The organism is Arthrobacter sp. GQ119, from assembly GCF_059759125.1.
This window is the reverse complement of record NZ_JCAXEA010000010.1, coordinates 149,145-169,187: the sequence shown is the minus strand read 5'-3', so window position 1 is coordinate 169,187 and position 20,043 is coordinate 149,145. Positions and strand designations below refer to the sequence as shown.

The window sequence follows — 20,043 nt, the reverse complement described above, 5'->3', positions numbered from 1 at the left end:
CTGGAATCTGCGGACCCGCGGGTGACGGCACCAGTGCCAATCCAGCTGACTCGTCGGGGCTCTAAATCTTGATCCTGCCATTCGAGACCCTCGGCCACACTGCGACGCTTCGGTGTCTGCGAATTGCGTAATACACAACAAGACGCACATAGCGCTACTGAAAATATGGCAGCCATCACACGGGGTGTCAACAGATGCCGGCAGCGCCACAGACAAAAAGCCGACGCGCGTCTCTTCTACTGCAACGGAATGCACCTCGAAGCAACAAGGTGCGGTTCCAATGAATGGTAGCCGGAAGGGGTGCCAGAAGCCGGAATATCAGGAACTGCCGAGCCATCGCCGTTAGTCAGAGGATTGACTATGGCACTACTCACGCATACTCTGGTGCAACAGTGTTGCAGTCAATGCAACTCGCTTGATCTTGGATACGCGACAGCTCCCTCCCGGAAGCTAACGAAAGGACAAACCCATGAGCATCACCGAATCCGAAGCCGTCAACGACGTCGCCCGGCTTGACCGCCTCAAGGTCCTCAACAACGGCGAAAAAGTCAGGCTGACGTTCTCTGACGCGGAGTTCGAACGCCGGCTGGGCGGCCTCCGCCGCATCATGGCAGAGAAGGAACTGGACGCCGTCGTCCTGACGAGCTACCACTCGATCAAGTACTACTCCGACTTCCTGTTCACCTACTTCGGCCGGTCCTACGCCATGGTGGTCACGAAGGACGACACCGTAACGGTGACGGCAAACATCGACGCCGGCATGCCCTGGCGCCGCAGCTACGGCGACAACCTGGTGTACACGGATTGGCGCCGGGACAACTACATCCACGCCATCCAGGAAGTGCTGCGCACCCGTGGCATCACCGTCCGCAGGCTCGGCGTCGAGGACGACTCCCTGCCACTGGACAACCGCAACAAGATCCAGGCTGCCTTCGGGTCGGCAACCCTCGTGGACGTGGCCCAGGCGGCAATGCGCCAACGCATGATCAAGTCCGGGGAGGAGATCGAGGTCATCAAGCACGGGGCGCGCATCGGCGACCTGGGCGGCGAAGCCATCCGCAACGCCATCACCGCCGGCATCACCGAGTACGAGGTGGCGCTGATCGGAACCGAAGCCATGGTTCACGAGATCGCCCGCACGTTCCCCGACTCGGAGATCCGGGACACCTGGGTCTGGTTCCAGTCCGGCATCAATACGGACGGTGCGCACAACTGGGCCACCACCCGGAAGATCCAGGAGCACGACATCCTGTCGCTGAACTGTTTCCCGATGACGTCCGGCTACTACACGGCACTGGAACGCACCCTGTTCTACGGCGAACCCGATGCCCGCTCCCTGGAACTGTGGAACATCAACGTGGAAGTCCACAAGCGCGGCCTCGAACTGATCAAGCCAGGGGCTGTCTGCAAGGACATCGCCGCCGAGCTCAACGAGATCTACGTGGGCCACGGACTGCTGGCCAACCGCACTTTCGGTTACGGGCACTCCTTCGGCGTCCTCAGCCACTACTACGGCCGTGAAGCCGGGCTGGAGCTCCGCGAGGACATCGACACTGTGCTCGAACCCGGAATGGTGGTTTCCATGGAGCCGATGATCACCGTTCTCGACGGCCAGCCCGGAGCGGGCGGCTACCGCGAGCACGACATCCTGGTGGTCGGCGAGGACGGCGTGGAGAACATCACGAAGTTCCCGTTCGGACCCGAATACAACATCATCGGGGCCTGACCTCGTCCGTCCCGCCGGACCGGCCGGGAGTGGCGCCACATTCGGGGGTGGCGCCACTTCTGTGTCCTCTTAGGGAATGATGGTAAGCACCATGAGCCCAGCAGAATCACCTGACGTCACCGGCAACGGCGACTCCAAAGGCGCCTCCGTCATCGTCAATGCCATTGCCGTCCTCCGGACATTCACGGCGGACGAACCGCTGCTGGGCGTCACGGAGATCGCCAACCGGGTGGGTCTGCACAAGAGCACCGTCTCCCGGATACTGGCGACGTTCGAACAGGAGCGCCTGGTGGAGCGGGACCCTGAGACGCGGCGGTTCCGCCTCGGGCTGGGCCTCATCGCTGTGGCCGGGCCGCTGCTCGCGGAGCTGGAAGAACGCCGCGTGGCCTACCCCGTGCTGCGTGAACTCGCCGAGCAGACGGGCGAGACGAGTGCATTGATGGTCTGGAATGGCTCCGAGTCGATGTGCGTGGAGCAGATCGCGAGCCATCACCAGATCAAGCACTCAACACCACTCGGCGCCCGCTACCACGACGCCCTCAGTGCCTCGGTGCAGGTGTTCCTCGCCGCGGAGTCCCCGGACCGCGTACGGACCTTGCTGCGCAGCGGAGCGATCACCTACCCCGGTCTTGATGAGACAGGCCTGGAGGACTACCTGCTCCGCCTCAAGGACGCCGGCCAGCGCGGGTGGACCATTAACTACGGCGACACATCGCTCGACGAGGTAGGAGTGGCGGCCCCTGTTTACGACCACCGCGGCGGTGTTGTTGCCGCGGTTCTTATTCCTGCTCCCCGCTTCCGCGTCTCTCCGGAAACGCTGCAGAGCCTCGGCGAGTCCTGCCTGGCCGCGGCCCGCCGCGTCACCTCCCGGCTCGGCGGAGTCACTCCGCACTAGGTTCGGCTCCGGCGCATCAAGCCTCGGGAGTCACGAACTGTGGCGTTGCGCTCCCTTGTTCATTCAGAAATCTTGTCCTGCCTCTGAACGATCTCTTGGGCGAAGTCGTTCAGCGCCGCGGCTACAGCGTCTGGATGGCTCAAGGTGGCGTAATGACCCCCTGGAATTTCCAGCGGTTCGACTCCAAGTCGCTGGTGTACTTGGCGTTTCATGAATGAGGCTGGAAAGAACCGGTCGTCACGGCACAGTATTGCTCTGGTGGGAACGGCCGGATGCCGCTGGCCAGGCCAAGGCCGTGTCATCCATGCACCTTGCTGATCGCGCTCCTTGTCGCGTGCCTGGTGTACCAAATCTTCAGGGACTTCGTTGAAGAACGCCGCCTGCGGATCCGGATCTATGGTCTGGAGATTATGACCCGTGTTGCTCCACCAGTCGCCGAATGTCTCTCCCGGCAGTGGGATCATTCCTGCGAGATATACGAGTCCGTCCGATAGGAGCGCGTCGCAAACTAAGGGTGCCGTAAAGCCCCCGAGCGAGTGGCCGACGACGATGGTGTGCCGAGCGTCGCCCACCGCTGCAGTTACTGCATGCGTGTAGTCCTCAAGGACTGCTTTGTCGTCTTCGATGGGCAAGTCGACCGCGATGACATCATGCCCCGATGCCTCAAGCAGTGGTTTGACCAGATGCCAGTCCCATGCGGTGGAACCGCCGCCGTGAATCAGTACGAAAACCGCCAAGATCCCACCCCAGTTCCAAGACATGTACGAACACGTCCACCTTAACCAACAGCACGCAGAAGGCGGCCGCGGCATGGATGGTTGCCGGAGCTGCAGAGTCCCCCGGTGCGGGTGCCTCAGCTGCCACGATCCCAGGTTCCGGTGCCGAAGCTGTCGCCGGCTCCTGCCTGACCGTGGAAGACCTGGTTGCCGGGGTCGGGTCACTGCGTCTGGCCGCTGACTGTGCCGGGCTGATTGACCAGCTCAGCGGGCTGGAGGAGCTGAAGTCTGCGGTCGCCGGCCTCCAGGCGCAGATCGCCGTGGCCTTCGACGCCACCCATCGCCGCTCCCAGGCCGACGCCGGGGTTCCGACAGCGGAGCGGGGCCAGGACGTGGCCGCTCAGATAGCTCTCGCCCGGCACGAGTCCCCGGCCCGCGGCTCCCGCCTACTGGGCCTGGCGAAGGCCCTGGTGACCGAGATGCCGCACACCCTGGCAGCCCTGGAGACGGGCCGGCTGAACGAGTGGCGCGCCACGCTGCTCGTGAAAGAAACGGCCTGCCTGTCCCCGGTGGACCGGTGCGCGGTCGATGAGGAGCTCGCGGCCGACACCGGAACCTTCGACGGCGCCGGGGACCGGGCCATCGTGGCCGCGGCCAAGGCTGCTGCGTACCGGCGGGATCCGCGCTCGGTCACTCAGCGGGCGAGCCACGCCGCGACCGAGCGGTGCGTCAGCCTGCGCCCGGCACCGGACAACATGACCTACCTGACAGCCCTGCTGCCCGTGGCGCAGGGCGTCGCCGTGTACGCCGCGCTCACCCGCCAAGCCGACACCCTGCGCTCGGACGGGGACACCCGCTCCCGAGGCCAGATCATGGCCGACGCCCTGGTCGAATGGACCATCGGCGCCCCGGGCGGGATCAGCGGCGTCGAGATCCAGCTCGTCATGAGCGACCGCACCCTTTTCCAGGCCGACAGCGAACCGGCCCGGCTCGCCGGTTACGGCATAGTCCCGGCTAGGCCCGCACCCTCATCCAGGCAGGAGGGGAGGCGGCAGGTCAGGAGCTGAACGACCGCGGGAGCACCTCGGGCCAGAAGCCCAAGCCGGGCGAGACTACCGGCGGTCAGGAGCTGAATATCTGGCTCCGCCGGCTCTACACCGCGCCCGGGACTAGGGAGCTGGTCGCGATGGACTCCCGGGCGCGGCTCTTCCCGGCAGGGCTGCGCCGCTTCATCCAGGCCCGGGACGACACCTGCCGGACTCCGTACTGCGACGCCCCGATCCGCCACCACGACCACATCATCCCCTGGCACACCGGCGGGACCACCAGCCTGGCCAACGGTGCCGGACTCTGCGAAGCCTGCAACCACACCAAAGAAGAACCCGGCTGGAAGGCCATCTCACGGCCCGGCCTCCGGCACACCCTCAAACTCCAAACGCCCACCCGCCACAGCTACCACTCCACGGCACCCCCGCTCCCCGGAACCAGCATCGGCGCCGGCGCCGGAACAATCGCCGGAACCAGCCCGGCATAACGGCTACTCAGCCAACCGGAACGGCTGCCGCGCGCCTCCTAAGACCCGGGCAGCGGCGGAGTCTCGGTCGCCGTCGAACCCGCCGGCACATCGGCGGCCATCCGGGGTCACGGCGGCAAGGGCGGGGGCGACTGAAGCCGGGAACTTGGGCAGGCGGATCATGCCGATAATTTTGCCCGAAAAAGACACTTTTCCGCATGCAGGCGGGATTTCATTATGGTCACGTACACTCTTGCAATGAGGCTTCTGTACGTGACAGAAAGTATGCCCAACCGCGACCCGGTGTTTGGTGATGGCAGCTCTATGATCCCTTTCGAGTTTCTCCGTAATATTCCCGATGACGTCCACGTCACACTGGTTACCTTTTCGGGGCCCGTAGGGCTTCCGGACGAAGTGCGGGAGCGTTGCGAAGCCGTCCATATCCTTTCTCCCCGTAATCGCAAGTTGGCATTCTTGCGCTCATTCTTTGGCCTGAATGGCCTGGGAAAGCAGGAACGGTCCACTGCGAAAGCAAAAGAAACGGCGTCGCGGCTTTCCGCGCAAAGCGACGCAACGCTGATACACGGTCCGCATGCGCTCCCCCTCGCCCACCATGTGCGTGGACCCATGGTCCTGCAGACCGTCGACCCCTGGTCCATTCGCGCCGGCATGGATACCGCCATTGCAGGGAGAATGCGGCCCGCGTACCAGGCGCGGGAGTACCAGGCACTCAGGGCCGAACGTCGTCTTCCCGTACAGGCGAGGCTCCTCACCGTTGGCCTCCAGGACGCCGTCGAATGGTCGGACCGCCTCGGGCGAAATGTGAGAAGCATTCCAAATGGCGCCGAGCTGGCCGTCCGCTCCGGCATCAGGCGCGACGGACCCGTGGTCTGCTTTGTCGGCAGCCTTAACTATGGTCCGAACATCGACAGCGTGGGCGTGCTCATCAACAAGGTGGCGCCGCTGGTGTGGCAACAGGTTCCGGATGCCAGATTCGTCATCGCCGGCCGCCGTCCCGCACCGGCAGTCCTCGCCCTGGCCGGGGACCGGGTGGAGATCCTGGCGAACGTTCCCACGGTCCTGGATGTTTTCCACGGCGCCGATGTTGCTGTGTTCCCTGACGAGCACGGGGTGGGCATTCGGAACTCGGTGCGCGAAGCCCTGGCCGCGGGAACTCCCGTAGTTGCCACGCCGGTGGCTGCCCGTGAGCAGGAGGCCCACCCTCTGCTGACCGTCGAGGAGGACATCGGCAGGATTGCGGAACGGGTGGTGGGCTACCTGACTGAGCCCCGAACGGAGCAGCCACGAACCGAGCAGGGCGGGACAGAAAGTGAGGCGGCTGTCCGGACATGGGGCGTTGTCACGCGGGAGTATCTCGACGAGCTTCGCCTGGCCATCAGCCAGGACGGCCGTAGTCCGCAACCTCGAAGCTCGCCGGTATGAAGTACGCGCCCGGGGAACTCGCCCAGGCCGGCGCCCATGGGGCGATGTGGCAGGGACTCGCTTTCATCGCCGGCAAGGTGTTCGTCCTCGTCACCATCATCGTGCTGGCGCGGCTGCTGTCTCCCGAAGAATACGGACTGGTCGCGCTGGCGATCGTCCTGATGGCCTATGCGGAGACCATAGCCGATGCGGGTGTCGCCCAGGCGCTGGTCTACCTGCCACACACCGGGGAAGTCGCCAGGTCAGCCCTCCTGATCTCCGTGCTGCTGGGCTGCCTCCTGGCGTCCGGTGCCGTCCTGGCCGCACCCGCCATAGCCGGTGTCTTCAACCTTCCCGAGGTGGCACCCCTCGTGCAGGTCCTCTCGATCTCATTGCTGGCCACCGCCCTGGCCGCTGTCCCCGAGGCACTGCTGCGCCGGGACCTGCATTTCAAGCGCCAGACGGCGGCTCCCGTTCTGCGTGCAGCCGTGATGGGCGTCGTCACACTGTCACTGGCCTTTGCCGGCTACGGAGCCTGGTCGCTGGCCATCGGAACGGCCGCCGGGTCGGTAGCCTACGCTGCCGCCTGCTGGTTTTTGCTTCCTGGCCGGGCACCGTGGCAGGTGTGGCGAGTCAGCAAGGACGCCCTCCGGGCGAACCTGCAATTCGGCGCCCCGGTCGCAGGAAGTTCATTGCTGGCCCGCCTGATCTTTGACATCGACTATCTCATCATCGGCCTCTTTCTGGGTGCGAACGCATTGGGGTTCTACACCCTTGCCTTCCGCGCGCCCGAGTTGGTGATCATCAACGTATTCTTCGTGCTGTCCACTGTCCTGTTCCCGCTGTACGCCAAGGTGCGCGGCGAACCGGACCGGCTCCGGAGCGGATACCTGAAGAGCGTCCAAATTCAGACGCTGTACGGGATGACCGCCGGCGTGGGCCTGGCGGTCACGGCACCGATTCTTGTGCCCGCTGTCTTCGGGCCCCAGTGGGGGCAGTCCGTCCTGCCGCTGGTCTTTCTGTCCCTGTACGCGGCCGCGCGCTCCCTGGGCGCCGGGGCCAACGACGTGTATAAAGCACTCGGCCGCCCCGGCCTCTCCATCGGCATTTCCCTCGTACGGCTGGCGGTCCTGGCCCCGGTCCTGCTTTTTGCCGTCCAGTGGGGCATCGTGGGGATCGCCTGTGCACAGCTCGCCGCGGCGCTGCTGTTCGCCCTGGGGATGCAGATGGTGGCGGCCAGGGTCATGGACCTGCGGCCGCGTCAGCTCCTCCGGGCCATTGTTCCCGGTGTGGTCTGCGGCGGGGCGGTGGCTGCCGTGGGCCTGGCCGGGCTGGCCCTGCCGCTTGCCGACGGTCTCCTCACGATGTTCGGCATTGCGGCCGCTGCCATTGGACTGGTCTACGTAATCCTGCGCTGGGGCTTCTCGTCCCTGCACAATGAACTGCTGAAGCTGCTGGTCCGCCGCCCTTCCCAGTGAGAAACTGTCCGCCGGCTAGCGCCCCGACCAGGTGTCCACCACGTGCCGCCACAGCCAGAAGTCACGGTCTCCGAAAACCGCTGCCCGCATCTGGCTCCGTCCCTGGTCTGGACCCCGTTCGCTTTCCAGCCGATAGGCCAGGGTGGCCGCGGACCTGGCCCACACCGCGATGACCAGCAGCGGAAGCAGCTCCGGGTTCACCCCTCTCAGCTGCAGGTGGCCGCGGAGGGGCGCCAGGGCCCACCCGGTTGAACCGAACGCCTTGTCGAAGGCGGCGAGCTGGGCCAGACGGGAGAATGCCCGTTCACTGGATTCACTGAGGTACTGAAGGTAGAACACGAGGTCGTGTCCGGGCACGCCGTCGGTACGCGACCGCTCCCAGTCGACAACCTGCAGCTGGCCGTTCGGCTGCAGGAAGAGGTTTGGGTGGCTCATGTCGCCATGTTCGACGACGGCGGGAAGTTCCACGGAACGCAGCGGTTCCAGCATCGCGTGCGTGCGTTCTACGAGCGCCGAAACGTCGCGCTCCGCCGGCAGGAGGGACACGAGGTCGTCCAGGGGACTGCTGATCGTCCGCTGGTACCAGTCCCCATTCGCCGGCGCCGCCAGCGTGCACGGCAGTGCGGCCACAAAGGCAGTACCGGCGCTCACAGCGGCGCGTACGTTGGCGCCCACACGTTGTGGATTCAACGGGGCCCCGGTCACGGCGGTTTCGATCAGCACGGCGTGAGGTCCGACGTCGAGCACGGCCACCACCTCGGGGACGCCGATCTCCGTGCCCGCACCGTATGACCGGAGCTGATCCATCACCTGTGCCTCATGCCGAACGCTGGAGTTATCCCCCGGCTGCCGCGGCACCTTCACCACGAGGCTGGGTTCACGTGCCCCGGACGCGAAGATCAGGGCCACCACGTGGCGGGACGTGACGAACCTCGGCGTGAGCAGCACGGTGGCCCATTGCCGGCCAACGCCGTACCTCTCCAGCCCCAGCTCGCCGTAGTTGTCCGCCAGAACCCGGTCAATGAACGTCATCGCCGTTCCTCCCCCCACTGCGGCGGCCCATCACGGTGCCTTCCGGAATTGCCGAATCAAACAGCTGCAGCGCGAGGGCAAGGCGGGCTATCGCCACCTTGGTCCTGCGGAACCTGATGGCCTCCTGGAGCGACAGCGTGTCCCGGATGGCGGTCGTGGACGCCACCGGCACAATACGTGCTGTGCGCTCCAGATTCGGCGCGTGCCAATATACGGCGACATCAGTGAAGCCCTTCTTCTCAAAGACGCGCTTCCAGCCTGCCAGCGTGCGCGGGCCGGAGCCGCGGAACAGCGAACGGCTGACCTGGGCACACACCCATCCGCCGGGCTCCACCGCTGCCGCTGCCTCCTCAAAAAGCCGGAGGTCAGGTGATGAAAGCAGAACGACGTCGAAAGTCCCCGCCGCCGCATGCTGGCGCTCAGCTTCAATGCGGTTACCTTCAACGCGCTCAGTTCCGATGGGGGCGGCGTGGGGGTCCAACAGGTGCAGGGCCGCCACCATGTCCCGCCCCATGTCCCCGCCGTAGCCCAGGCTCCGGGGCTGCATGACGGGCAACAGGAACCGCCAGTCGAGCAGCCTCCACAAGTGCAGGCTCAGCTCAGCCGGGCCTGCATGAACTGTTTCCGGAGACCTCGCGGCACTGCGTGATGCGTTGTGCCAGACGATGTCCGTGGCCAGCCTCTGCACTTCGTCCTGCGGCTGCACGGCGTCAAGAACCCTGGCCTGGGGCAGGCTGTCAGCCAGCTGCAGGTAGGCCTGCCGCCGGCCCTCCAGGATCTCGACTGAATGTTCGCCCTTCCTGGCGAACATCACCTCGCCCGGAGCATCCAGGACAAGAAGGACATCCGGATCCGGCACCAGATAAAAGGCCATGGCATTGGTTATCCTGCCGAGCACGCTGTTGTCAGCTGAACCCGGCAGCACAGCATCGTAGGCAACCCGGTCCATCAGCACCACCCGCCCCCGAAGGGAGTGATAGCGGGCGGCCAGCCCGCCGCGGACGAGGCGGAACACCTTCTTGCCCAGCCGGCCGCCGGGGATCCGGCAGAGCCAGGCGTCCCAGGGACCCGCGCCCCACATCCCCATGTACACGTAACTGTTGGGAAGCGGCACTGCTGCACCGAGGTTCCGGAGCAGGGTGGTCTTGCCGGCACCGTCAGGTGCCATGACCCCCACCACCGGTCCGCGGCCCTGCAGTCTCGGGGTAAGAAGCCGCTGGGCCCTGTTCGCCACGGCAACGAAGCTGGGGCGCCATCGAGTCGAGGTGGTCCACGTGGACCGCATGCTGGCTGCAAGTCCCGGCACTTCGTCGAATCTGCCGGAGCGCACCAGGTTGAGAACTTGCCCGGCGGCGCCGGGACCGGCGCGGCGGTCCAGGAATTTGGCTATCACATCGTCAGCCGACGCGGCCGAGGCCGCCCGGCGCGCAGTGTCGGCGCGTTCCGGGCGGACCTCCCCTTTGTCCAGCACCAGGTGTAGCAGCTGCAACCACGCCTGGTCTGCAGGATCCGGCAGCCAGAACGGGCCGTTCCGCACCCGCCTGCGGAGGCAGCAGGCTGCCAGCCCGGTACGCCACTGCTGATACGGGCCGAAGGAGATGTCAGACACAAAGTCCAGCTTCAGCCACAGGTCATCCGGGCCGGCATAGGCGAAATAGAACCGGTGGCTGCCGTGCCCGGTAGCCAGCACGCGGCGGAAGCCTATGCCTGTCATCAAATGGTCAAGGCCTGGCAGCTGTTCGCTGGCGACCAGAATGTCCACGTCGCCCGAGGGCCGGGCAAGGTCGTGCTCGCCCCTCAGCAGAACCCATGGCATCCCCGATCCGTCCAATGCCCGGAAGACTTTGGCCACGTCCGGATGCAGAACCGTGGGGACGCTCCCCGGTTCATACACGCTGTGGTGTCCCTCGTCCACAGTCATCCGTTCCTCCCGATCCAACGACTTGTTGCTGCCGCACCTATGGAGTTCCGGCAATTTGGTAGATCCGGGCGGTTTCACTCTCGAACACAAGCGACGCTCTATTGTCGAAAGTCAGATCACGTTCGAAGTCGTAGACAGTTGCGGACTGTGACAGCCTGGCTGCTTCCTCGTCTTCGGCTTTATCATCGGCAAAAACGACGTAGATATTGGTTGTGGGCTTGATGCTATCTGCGTATTTCTCAATGTTTTCCGCATTGACCGGCCCCGTCATATTCTTGATAAGGCCTGACAGCGGCGTTACCCGGATGGTCCGATAGTAATTCGGATAATTTGATCCAATCAGCGTCGGGAAAAAGTAGCCGGGTTCGAAGATCACATCACCGGAACGGGCGTGGGAATCCACCCAGATACCGGCAGCCACGTCGCCCTGCGGAACTCGGTGGTCCTCCTCCGGCTGGAAGTACACGACGCTGAACAGCAGGGCCATTGCACTCAGGGAGGCAGTGGCTCCCACGAGCGCCTTCCGTGTGCGGAGGGGCCCTGACCAGAACAGCCAGGCCACGCCGATTGCCAACCACGGCAGTGCGAAGAGATAGATGCGGAGCCGCGCTTCTCCGCCGTAGGACTGCCCGAGCAGCCCGAATGCGGGGGCCACCGCCATCCACGCGACCATCAGGGTGGTCCGGACTTCACCTTGGATAAGGCGCCGGACGAAGCCGGCCACCGCCAGGACCCCGGTCAGGACGGACAGGACCACAGCCGCGCGCGCCATCCACCGTGTGGTCAGCAACCAGCCCGATGGATCCGTCAGTGCGTCGCTTTGCGGTCTGTATCCAGCGTTCTCAAAGACATCGAATCCGGTGAACAGGCCATACTTTTGCTCTATGTAGCCAATGTTCGGGATCAAGTAGAGGAGGGTCATGAACACAAGGGCGGGTGCCAGCCACCGTGGCCGAAAGTAACCCAGCACGAAAAGGGGGACGAGTCCCAGGAGGGCCAGGTAGGGGCTCAGCTGGTGGCTCACGACGATCGCGGCCTGCAGAAGCAGGACCGCAACGATTGCGGTGATCCTCAGCCTGCGGCCAATAGGCCTCTCGTACCAATCAATCACCGGCAGCTGGGGCCTCGTGAGGCGTTCTTCCAGTACCCGCACCACCATGATCGGCCTACTGCGCAGGAACGTGAGCACGACGAGGCACATGATCAGGTACAGCGTGTATCCGAATGACTGGGGGGAGTAGTAGTTCTGGTTGACCCAGTTGGCCAATACGAATACCAGCGTCGCCGTCCAGTAAACCCGGGGATTCCTGGTGAGGGTGCGGACGATGGCCAGGACGGTGACGACGTTCAGGAGCGCGAATCCGATCTCCGCCCATGCGGCATAGTCCAAGGCCTCCCGGAGTCCGATCGCCTCTCCAAAAAACGCACTGCTCGCAAAAAAGCCCGGCCACCGGTTGTAGATATCCACGGACATATCCATCTGGCCCGTGGAGCCAATGAAGTCTGTCACGGCGATGTGTTTGTAGCTCCACGGCAGGCGCGGCACGGCTGTCAGCATGCTCGCCGACGCATAGAGCATGACGACCAGGCCGGAGACAGAGGCGATCAGAAACCGTGCAGGGATTTCCCGACGCGTTCCGATCCCCCAGAGACAAAGGCCCAAGACAGCGGCAACGGCAAGATACCAGGTCACTGGGTATTTGGACAGCAGGCCCCAGCTGTCCAGCTCGCCGGTGCCGGTCAGCGCGAGCGAGATGCCCCACAGGACCAAAGCGGCACCGAGGACAAGCCACGGCAGGAGTTCCCGGAGGCTCCGCTTACGCAGTCGGTCCAGCGGATGCAGCCGGGCCAGCGAAATCAGTTCCCGTAGCGGACGCAGCCGCCAATCAAACGGCCGCGAACCGAACCCGTGGCTGACCGGGAACAGAACAATGGCTGCTGATGCGGCCACCAGGCCCGCCGCGGCAACAGGCCGCGGATGCCAGATGCCGGACCACGCCATGAGGAAAGCGAACACCGTGAACAGCGTGGCGCTCGCCCCAACGGTCCATACCAGCCGTGCAGCCGGGTCGGCTGCGGCAAGGCGGCTCACGAGTGCCCACCCCGGCAAGGCCAGGCATATGAGGAGCTTGAGCGGTGCCAGCACGGGACCGCCAGCGTCCAGCAGAATCAGGAGCGCTACGGTCAGGCCCAGGGCGGCAATGACTCCATCCCACGTTCGGAATGAACTCGCAGCCAACTCCCGGTATGTCCGCAGCCTCGACGTTTTGACTTCATCCTGCAATGACTGACTCATATGGCTGAACCCTTTCGGACCGAACGAAGAAATTTGGGGTGACGCGCACGGGAACCTTGGACGGTTCGGCGCCGCGAAAGACGGCCGCCTGACTCACGTCATGAACGGCGCTGCAGCAGGTAATTCAGGGGTCCCCGGGCGACCGAAAGCAGCTCCAGCCGCAGGACCTTGGCAAGCTGCGGATCCCAAGGATCGAAGGCTCCCGTTCCGCCGGCCGTCGGTTCCACGGAGTGATGCCGGGCGTTGGCCAGCAGTTGGCGGACCGCATGCGGCGTCCGTGCCAAAGCGAGCCGGGCAGTACGGGGATTCAGAAGGATCTTCGTGAGCCAGGCGCCCAATCCGCTGCCGTAGCTCCGCGCCTGGGCCTGCAGTTCCTCCAGGCCGTCGCGGTGACGGTGCCAGACTACTGCTGAGGGATGGACCACTAAGGAATGGCCCGCGAGAATCACCCGGGTGAACATGTCAATGTCTTCGCCTCCCCCTGTCCTGGTCCCGGCGCCCAGGGCGGTGTCGAATCCGCCCAGGTTGAGCGCCGCGCGGCGGTTTAGTGCGAAGTTGGCTCCTGTGCCGTAAGCGCCCACGCAGAAGGGAAAGTTCGGAAGGTCAGCAGGAGGGTCGGCAAGGGAGTACACCTTCGGTGTGATGCTCTTGGACCAGCTCACCCGGTAGTCGAAGTAGCCTTGAGCGCGCGAACGCACCTCACCTGCCGGCACAAGCCCGGTGACGCATGCTGTGCCCGGAGCCCGTTCGAAGCCGGCCGCGATTTCCCGCAGCCAGGCGGGGTCCACGACGACGTCGTCGTCCGTAAAAGCGACGATGTCGCCCCGGGCGTGCTTGAGTCCGGTGTTGCGCGCCTGGGACAGTCCCGGGACGGGCTCCTCGATCAGGCTTATGCGGGGATGCTGGAACTCCTCCCGCACCATGTCTCTGGTCTCGGTGGTTCGCGCCGCATTGTCGACCACCAGGATGTCGTAGTCCGGGTAGTCGAGGCGCAGTAATGCCTCAAGGGCGCCGCGCAGCACGCCGGCCCGGTCCCTCGTGCAAATGACCACGGTAATAAAGGGGGCCGCCACCGCGGCGGAAACCGGCTCAGCCTCGGGCAGCGCAGCCGTTGCGGAATCCAGGACTGCCCGGTCCAGGACGCCATCGGGCGCTTCAACATCGACGAATCCCCGCAGGGATGAGCCCTCGCGCACCAGCAGCCGGGCTCGCTCGTATCCCTGGGAATCCTGCAGCTTGAGGCTCTTGTGCCCATTAAGTGATGTCAGGTCCACGGCGCCAATCCATCGGGCTCCGGACCAGTCGGGGAGGACGGGGCTCTCCATCGCGCGCGGCAGTTCCAGGACAAGGTGCTCGTGCCCCTCTTCGCGATGCACGGGGGCCGCCTTTGGGTCGCTCACGTCCATGCCCGCCACGCCGAGCATACGCTGCTCCGCGAAGGTCTTGCCTGGCCCGCGGGCCCTGCATACGGAGCTGGAACTGCTCTGGGTCTGGACACGGGGCCTCACCGCTTCATGAAAGGTAGCGACTTCTGATGACGCTGGCGGAATCCACTGATCGGAGGAAACCGACGGCAACTTGCGGCACTATAAGGCGTGTATCGCGGCGACGATATTCCGTGCGTCACGGTTAGGCCTTGTGGGCTAAAAGCCTATGATTGGGCCCACTTAGTGTCACCAGTAGGCGATACCTGTTTTTCGAAGCGCGAATCGGCTCTCACTACTTGGTTGGGAGCAATGCGCGGGTAAGTACTAATAGGAGCGGATGTTCTTGACATCCCCGGCGCTTTTCCGCTTCACTATTACGTATGCTGAAATAACAGTTCCATGATGCGGAAGGCCGGACCAGTGAATCAAGTGAATGGAGTTCCGGTCTCGCCGGGAGAAGGCCCGGCATGCCGCATAGCCGTCACCATGGATGCCAGCACCTGCAGAGGGAACATCAAGCATGAAGCTTGCCGAATTCAATGAGGCGGACCGCGCGGCCGCCAGCGCCGTGCTCCGGCCCTGCGTCGACGTCCAACGCTGGGTGGACCAGATCGCCGATGCCCGCCCCTTCGCCTCCAGCGACGCGCTGCTCGGCTTCGCCCGCGACGCCGCCTCGCCGTTCACACCGGACGAGGTTGAGGCCGCCTTGGGGCACCACCCACGGATCGGTGAACGCCCGACGGCGGCAACCACGGAGGCGTCGATGTCCCGTTCGGAACAGGCCGGCGTCGACCCCGCGGACGCGGCGGTCACGGAGGCACTGGCCGTCGGAAACCGGGCGTATGAGGAGAAGTTCGGCCGCGTTTTCCTGATCCGCGCCGCCGGCCGCACGGCACCGGAAATCCTGGCGGCGCTGCACGAGCGCCTGGCCAACACCCCCGCCCAAGAAGACGTCATTGTGGCACAGCAACTGCGCGAGATCGCGCTGCTGCGTCTCGAAGGAGTGATCAGCGAATGAGTGTTTCCCACGTCACCACCCACATTCTGGACACCGGCGCCGGACGCCCGGCGGCGGGGGTCGCCGTCGTTCTTTACGCGAACGACGGCGGCCGCTGGACACAGCTGGCGAGCGGCACCACCGATGCGGACGGCCGCGCGAAGGACCTCGGCCCCGAGGAACTGGCTCCGGGCAATTACCGGCTTAACTTCGCCACGGGCGATTACTACGCCGGACGCGGCACGGCCACATTTTTTCCCGAGGTGGACCTCGTCTTCGAGGTGACCGGCCCCGAGCACTACCACGTGCCGCTGCTGCTGAGCCCGTTCGCCTACTCCACCTACCGCGGAAGCTGAAAGGACAAGCATGCGGCTGATGCGCATTGGCACGGCCGGGAACGAGATCCCGGTCATCATCGACGACGAGGGCAAGGCGCATGACCTAAGGCCCGTCACCGCCGACATCGACGGTGCCTTCCTGGAAACCTGGGCCCACCAGCTGGACGACCTCGACCTGACTGGCCTTCCCCTCGTCTCCGTCGAGGGGAAGCGGATCGGGGCACCCATCGCCCGTCCGGGCGCGGTGATCGGCGTAGGACTGAACTACGCCGCGCATGCCGACGAGTCGGGCCTCCCCGCCCCGGAGCGGCCCATCATCTTCTTCAAGCACCCCAACACCGTGGTGGGGCCCAACGATGATGTCGTGATCCCGCCGGGCGCCCAGCGCGTAGACTGGGAGGTGGAGCTCGGGGTGGTGATCGGCCGGCGCGCCGGCTACCTCGGGTCGGACGCCGCTGCCGCAGCCTGCATTGCGGGGTACGTGCTGTCCAACGACGTCTCCGAGCGGGAATACCAGCTGGAGCATTCCGGGCCGCAATGGTCGCTGGGCAAATCCTGCCCCACGTTCAACCCGCTGGGTCCGTGGCTGATTCCGGCCTCCTCGGCGGACGCCGGCAGCATCGACCTCGCATCCTGGGTCAACGACGAACCACGGCAGAAAAGTTCAACGCAGGACATGATTTTCGGCGCAGCAGAACTTGTCCGCCGGCTGTCCCAGTACATGGTGCTCGAACCGGGCGACCTGATCACCACCGGCACGCCGGCCGGTGTGGCGCTCTCGGGCCGCTACCCGTACCTCAAGAGCGGGGACGTCATGCGCATGTCCGGCGGGGAGGTGCTCGGCGAACAGCGGCAGCGGCTCGTGGACGCTCCGGTTCTGGTCTGACACTGCCCTGACAGTAGGCTAGATGGCATGTCCTCTGAACCCACCCCTGAACGGCGCGAGAACGCTGAACGGCGCGAGAACCCTGAACGACGCGAGATCACCGTACGCCGCGCACCCAAGTACGTCCCGTTCCTGATTCTGGGCGGGCTCGTGGGCATCGCAGTGGCGGCGGTCATCGCCTATGCGCTGCCAGGCAACAACACTTACGACCCCGGCACTGTCTTCGGCTTCTTCATGGTCCTGTGCGGGGCCGGCGGTGTGATCCTCGGCGCAATTGCGGCACTGGTCCTGGACCGGCTGAGCGTCCGGCGGGCGCGGCACGCCGTCGTCGAGGCCGTCCCCGAGACCGAAGAGCAGCCGCTCCCTGACGCGGAACAGCCCGGGCCGGGCGCCGGCGGGGACCCTGCTCCCGGGCACCGGCAGGACAACGGCAACGAGCCGGGCCTCCGGTCATAAACGGGCCGCCGGAAGTTCCTTACCTGATGACGTGAGATAATCGACCAGTGGCACGCGGCGATGGAAAACTTTCTCATGATCTTCTCCCTGGCGAAAAGGGCCCTCAGGACGCATGCGGCGTCTTCGGGGTCTGGGCACCAGGCGAAGAAGTAGCAAAACTCACCTACTACGGGCTGTATGCATTGCAGCACCGCGGTCAGGAGTCGGCTGGCATAGCCACCAGTGACGGCAAGCGGATCAACGTCTACAAGGACATGGGCCTGGTATCCCAGGTCTTTGACGAGACCACCCTGAACACCCTGACGGGGCACCTCGCCGTCGGCCACTGCCGGTACTCCACCACCGGCGCCAGCCACTGGGCCAACGCCCAGCCCACGCTTGGCGCCACGGCCACGGGCACGGTCGCCCTGGCCCACAATGGCAACCTGACCAACACTGCCGAGCTCAACGCCATGATCACTGAGCGCAACGGCGGCCAGCTCAGCGGCGAAATGAAGCAGGGCAATACCTCGGACACCGCCCTGGTAACGGCACTGCTCGAAGGCGAAGAGGGCAAGACCCTCGAACAGACCGCCATGGAGCTGCTCCCCAAGATCCGCGGCGGGTTCTGTTTCGTCTTCATGGACGAGGGCACCCTGTATGCCGCCCGGGACACGTTCGGCATCCGTCCCTTGTGCCTGGGCAGGCTGGAGCGCGGCTGGGTGGTCGCCTCCGAGCAGTCGGCCCTGGCCACCGTGGGCGCCAGCTTCATCCGCGAGATCGAACCGGGCGAATTCATCGCCATCGACGAGCAGGGCGTACGGTCCCAGCGCTTCGCCGAGCCGACGCCGGCCGGCTGCGTGTTCGAGTACGTTTACCTGGCGCGCCCCGACGCTGCGATCGCCGGACGCTCGGTCTACGAGTCCCGTGTGGAGATGGGCCGGCAGCTCGCCCGCGAGAACACCCAGACCGCGGACATCGTCATCCCGGTGCCCGAGTCCGGCACCCCCGCCGCCGTGGGCTACGCTGAGGAATCCGGCATCCCGTTCGCCCATGGCTTCGTCAAGAACTCCTATGTGGGCCGCACCTTCATCCAGCCATCCCAGACCCTCCGGCAGCTGGGCATCCGGCTCAAGCTCAACGCCCTGGAATCCGTCATCCGCGGCAAGCGCGTGGTGGTGGTCGACGACTCGATCGTCCGCGGCAACACGCAGCGCGCCATCGTCCGGATGCTCCGCGAAGCCGGCGCCGCCGCCGTGCACGTGAAGATCTCCTCCCCGCCCGTCCAGTGGCCCTGCTTCTACGGCATCGACTTCGCTTCCCGCGCGGAACTGATCGCCAACGGCGCCACCATCGAGGAAATCTCGCAGGCCATCGGCGCCGATTCCCTGGCCTACATCTCCGAGGACGGCATGATCGGCGCCACGCAGCAGCCCCGGGAGCGCCTGTGCACCGCGTGCTTCACCGGCAAGTACCCCATCGAGCTCCCGGGCTCGGACAAGCTGGGCAAGAACCTGCTCGAGCGCACGGACCTCGGCGGCCTCCCTGGGGATGCGGCCGGCACCACTGCTCCCGCCGCGGCCGCAGCGGTCCCCGGTAACCCGGACAGCATCACCGTCACGGAAGACCCGGCCGAGAAGCCCGGCGCAACTGGATGCGACCCGGGGCCGGATTCCGAATTTGAGAACCTGCTGACCGAGGCCGACCTCGTGCCTGAAGTCCACCACGACGCTGCCCCCGTCGGCGCTGACAAGAAAGAGTCCGTATGACTTCCGCCTCCCCCACTGCTGACATGAACGCTGCCCAGAACGGCTTGGCACAGAACAGCGCCGGCATCACGTATGCCTCCGCAGGCGTCGACGTCGAAGCGGGAGACCGCGCCGTCGAACTCATGAAGGATGCCGTCAAGGCGACGCACAACGCATCGGTAATCGGCGGCGTCGGCGGTTTCGCAGGCCTGTACGATGTTTCGAAACTCCTGACCTACAAGCGTCCGCTGCTGGCCACGTCCACGGACGGCGTCGGCACCAAGGTGGCCATCGCCCAGGCCATGGACATCCACGACACCATCGGTTTCGACCTCGTGGGCATGGTGGTTGACGACATCGTCGTGGTGGGCGCCGAGCCGCTGTACATGACGGACTACATCGCCTGCGGCAAGGTGGTCCCCGAGCGCATCGCGGACATCGTCCGCGGCATCGCGGCTGCCTGCTCCGTGGCCGGCACCGCCCTGGTGGGCGGCGAAACGGCCGAGCACCCGGGCCTGCTGGGCGAGCACGAATACGACGTCGCCGGTGCCGCCACCGGCGTTGTCGAGGCCGATGCCCTGCTGGGCCCGGACCGCGTCCGTGCGGGCGATGTGGTGATCGGCATGGCGTCCTCCGGCCTCCACTCCAACGGCTACTCGCTGGTCCGCCGCGTCATCAACCACGCCGGCTGGGCCCTGGACCGGCAGGTGTCCGAGCTCGGCCGCACCCTGGGCGAGGAGCTGCTGGAACCCACGCGCGTGTACGCTGCTGACTGCCTGGACCTGGCCCGGACTTTCCCGGTGGCCGCAGGCTCTGCCACAGGCGGCAAGGCCGTGCACGGCTTCAGCCACGTCACCGGCGGGGGCCTCGCAGCCAACCTGGCCCGGGTTCTGCCCCAGGGCCTGGTAGCCACCGTGGACCGTGCCACCTGGGAGTTGCCGGCCATCTTCAAGCTGGTGTCCGAGCTCGGCCGCGTACCGCTGGCTGATCTCGAGCGCACGCTCAACCTGGGTGTGGGCATGGTGGCGATCGTCTCTGCAGACGCCGCCGACGCCGCCGTGGCCCGCCTCAACGAGCGCGGACTGCCGTCCTGGATCATGGGCACCGTCAGCGCCGACTCCGATTCCATCCTCAAGACCGGCCCGGACTACGTCCAGGGCGCCAAGGGAGTGGACGGCGGTGCCGTCCGCATGGTCAACACCTACGCGTAAAT

At 65.5% G+C, this 20,043-nt stretch carries 15 protein-coding genes and 1 pseudogene; 11 read left to right on the top strand and 5 right to left on the bottom strand.

Annotated elements, in window-relative coordinates:
- The first annotated feature begins 469 nt into the window (after positions 1-469).
- Positions 470-1,726: an aminopeptidase P family protein gene (locus AC6CH3_RS11470; protein ID WP_498132554.1), complete on the top strand. Its 1,257-nt coding sequence runs from the start codon at positions 470-472 to the stop codon at positions 1,724-1,726.
- Positions 1,727-1,817: 91 nt separating this feature from the next.
- Positions 1,818-2,621, top strand: coding sequence for an IclR family transcriptional regulator (locus AC6CH3_RS11465; protein WP_498132553.1), 804 nt, complete (start codon positions 1,818-1,820; stop codon positions 2,619-2,621).
- A 59-nt stretch (positions 2,622-2,680) separates the two neighbouring features.
- Here AC6CH3_RS11465 and AC6CH3_RS11460 read toward each other — a convergent pair whose 3' ends face one another.
- A complete protein-coding gene (locus tag AC6CH3_RS11460) occupies positions 2,681-3,358 on the bottom strand; it encodes an alpha/beta fold hydrolase (protein WP_498132552.1) in 678 nt (225 codons plus the stop codon).
- Between the two features lie 77 nt (positions 3,359-3,435).
- Between AC6CH3_RS11460 and AC6CH3_RS11455 the strand changes: the two are divergent.
- The 3 genes and pseudogenes from AC6CH3_RS11455 (at position 3,436) to AC6CH3_RS11445 (ending at position 7,750) form a co-directional block, all read left to right on the top strand.
- A pseudogene (locus AC6CH3_RS11455) lies at positions 3,436-4,871 on the top strand (HNH endonuclease).
- Positions 4,872-5,477: 606 nt separating this feature from the next.
- Positions 5,478-6,293, top strand: a complete 816-nt coding sequence (locus AC6CH3_RS11450; RefSeq protein WP_498132551.1) for a glycosyltransferase family 4 protein — start codon at positions 5,478-5,480, stop codon at positions 6,291-6,293.
- Positions 6,290-7,750 (top strand): lipopolysaccharide biosynthesis protein, encoded by a 1,461-nt coding sequence (locus tag AC6CH3_RS11445; protein WP_498132550.1) that lies wholly within the window; start codon positions 6,290-6,292, stop codon positions 7,748-7,750. The genes AC6CH3_RS11450 and AC6CH3_RS11445 overlap by 4 nt, the downstream gene beginning before the upstream one ends.
- A 15-nt stretch (positions 7,751-7,765) precedes the next feature.
- On the opposite strand, the gene AC6CH3_RS11440 is transcribed toward AC6CH3_RS11445, so the two are convergent.
- From AC6CH3_RS11440 to AC6CH3_RS11425, 4 genes are all read right to left on the bottom strand, one after another.
- The gene (locus AC6CH3_RS11440) at positions 7,766-8,782 is read right to left on the bottom strand and encodes an aminoglycoside phosphotransferase family protein (protein WP_498132549.1); all 1,017 of its coding nucleotides are present in this window, start codon (positions 8,780-8,782) and stop codon (positions 7,766-7,768) included.
- Positions 8,769-10,703: a hypothetical protein gene (locus tag AC6CH3_RS11435; RefSeq protein ID WP_498132548.1), complete on the bottom strand. Its 1,935-nt coding sequence runs from the start codon at positions 10,701-10,703 to the stop codon at positions 8,769-8,771. The genes AC6CH3_RS11440 and AC6CH3_RS11435 overlap by 14 nt, the downstream gene beginning before the upstream one ends.
- A gap of 37 nt (positions 10,704-10,740) precedes the next feature.
- Positions 10,741-12,999, bottom strand: a complete 2,259-nt coding sequence (locus AC6CH3_RS11430; RefSeq protein ID WP_498132547.1) for a hypothetical protein — start codon at positions 12,997-12,999, stop codon at positions 10,741-10,743.
- 98 nt (positions 13,000-13,097) lie between these two features.
- Positions 13,098-14,375: a glycosyltransferase family 2 protein gene (locus AC6CH3_RS11425; RefSeq protein ID WP_498132546.1), complete on the bottom strand. Its 1,278-nt coding sequence runs from the start codon at positions 14,373-14,375 to the stop codon at positions 13,098-13,100.
- Positions 14,376-14,946: 571 nt separating this feature from the next.
- On the opposite strand from AC6CH3_RS11425, the gene uraD reads away from it, so the two are divergent.
- From uraD to purM, 6 genes are read left to right on the top strand one after another with little or no spacing between them, the layout of a single operon-like run.
- On the top strand, positions 14,947-15,444 hold the full coding sequence (gene uraD / locus AC6CH3_RS11420) for a 2-oxo-4-hydroxy-4-carboxy-5-ureidoimidazoline decarboxylase (RefSeq protein ID WP_498132545.1): 498 nt from the start codon (positions 14,947-14,949) through the stop codon (positions 15,442-15,444).
- On the top strand, positions 15,441-15,779 hold the full coding sequence (gene uraH / locus AC6CH3_RS11415) for a hydroxyisourate hydrolase (protein WP_498132544.1): 339 nt from the start codon (positions 15,441-15,443) through the stop codon (positions 15,777-15,779). Before uraD ends, uraH begins: the two co-directional genes overlap by 4 nt.
- Positions 15,780-15,789: 10 nt before the next feature.
- Positions 15,790-16,647, top strand: coding sequence for a fumarylacetoacetate hydrolase family protein (locus tag AC6CH3_RS11410; RefSeq protein WP_498132543.1), 858 nt, complete (start codon positions 15,790-15,792; stop codon positions 16,645-16,647).
- 27 nt (positions 16,648-16,674) lie between these two features.
- Entirely contained in the window at positions 16,675-17,103 is a 429-nt protein-coding gene (locus tag AC6CH3_RS11405; RefSeq protein ID WP_498132542.1) for a hypothetical protein, read from the top strand.
- 47 nt (positions 17,104-17,150) lie between these two features.
- Positions 17,151-18,851, top strand: a complete 1,701-nt coding sequence (purF, locus tag AC6CH3_RS11400) for an amidophosphoribosyltransferase (protein ID WP_498132541.1) — start codon at positions 17,151-17,153, stop codon at positions 18,849-18,851.
- Entirely contained in the window at positions 18,848-20,041 is a 1,194-nt protein-coding gene (gene purM / locus AC6CH3_RS11395) for a phosphoribosylformylglycinamidine cyclo-ligase (RefSeq protein ID WP_498132540.1), read from the top strand. Before purF ends, purM begins: the two co-directional genes overlap by 4 nt.
- Positions 20,042-20,043 lie beyond the last annotated feature (2 nt).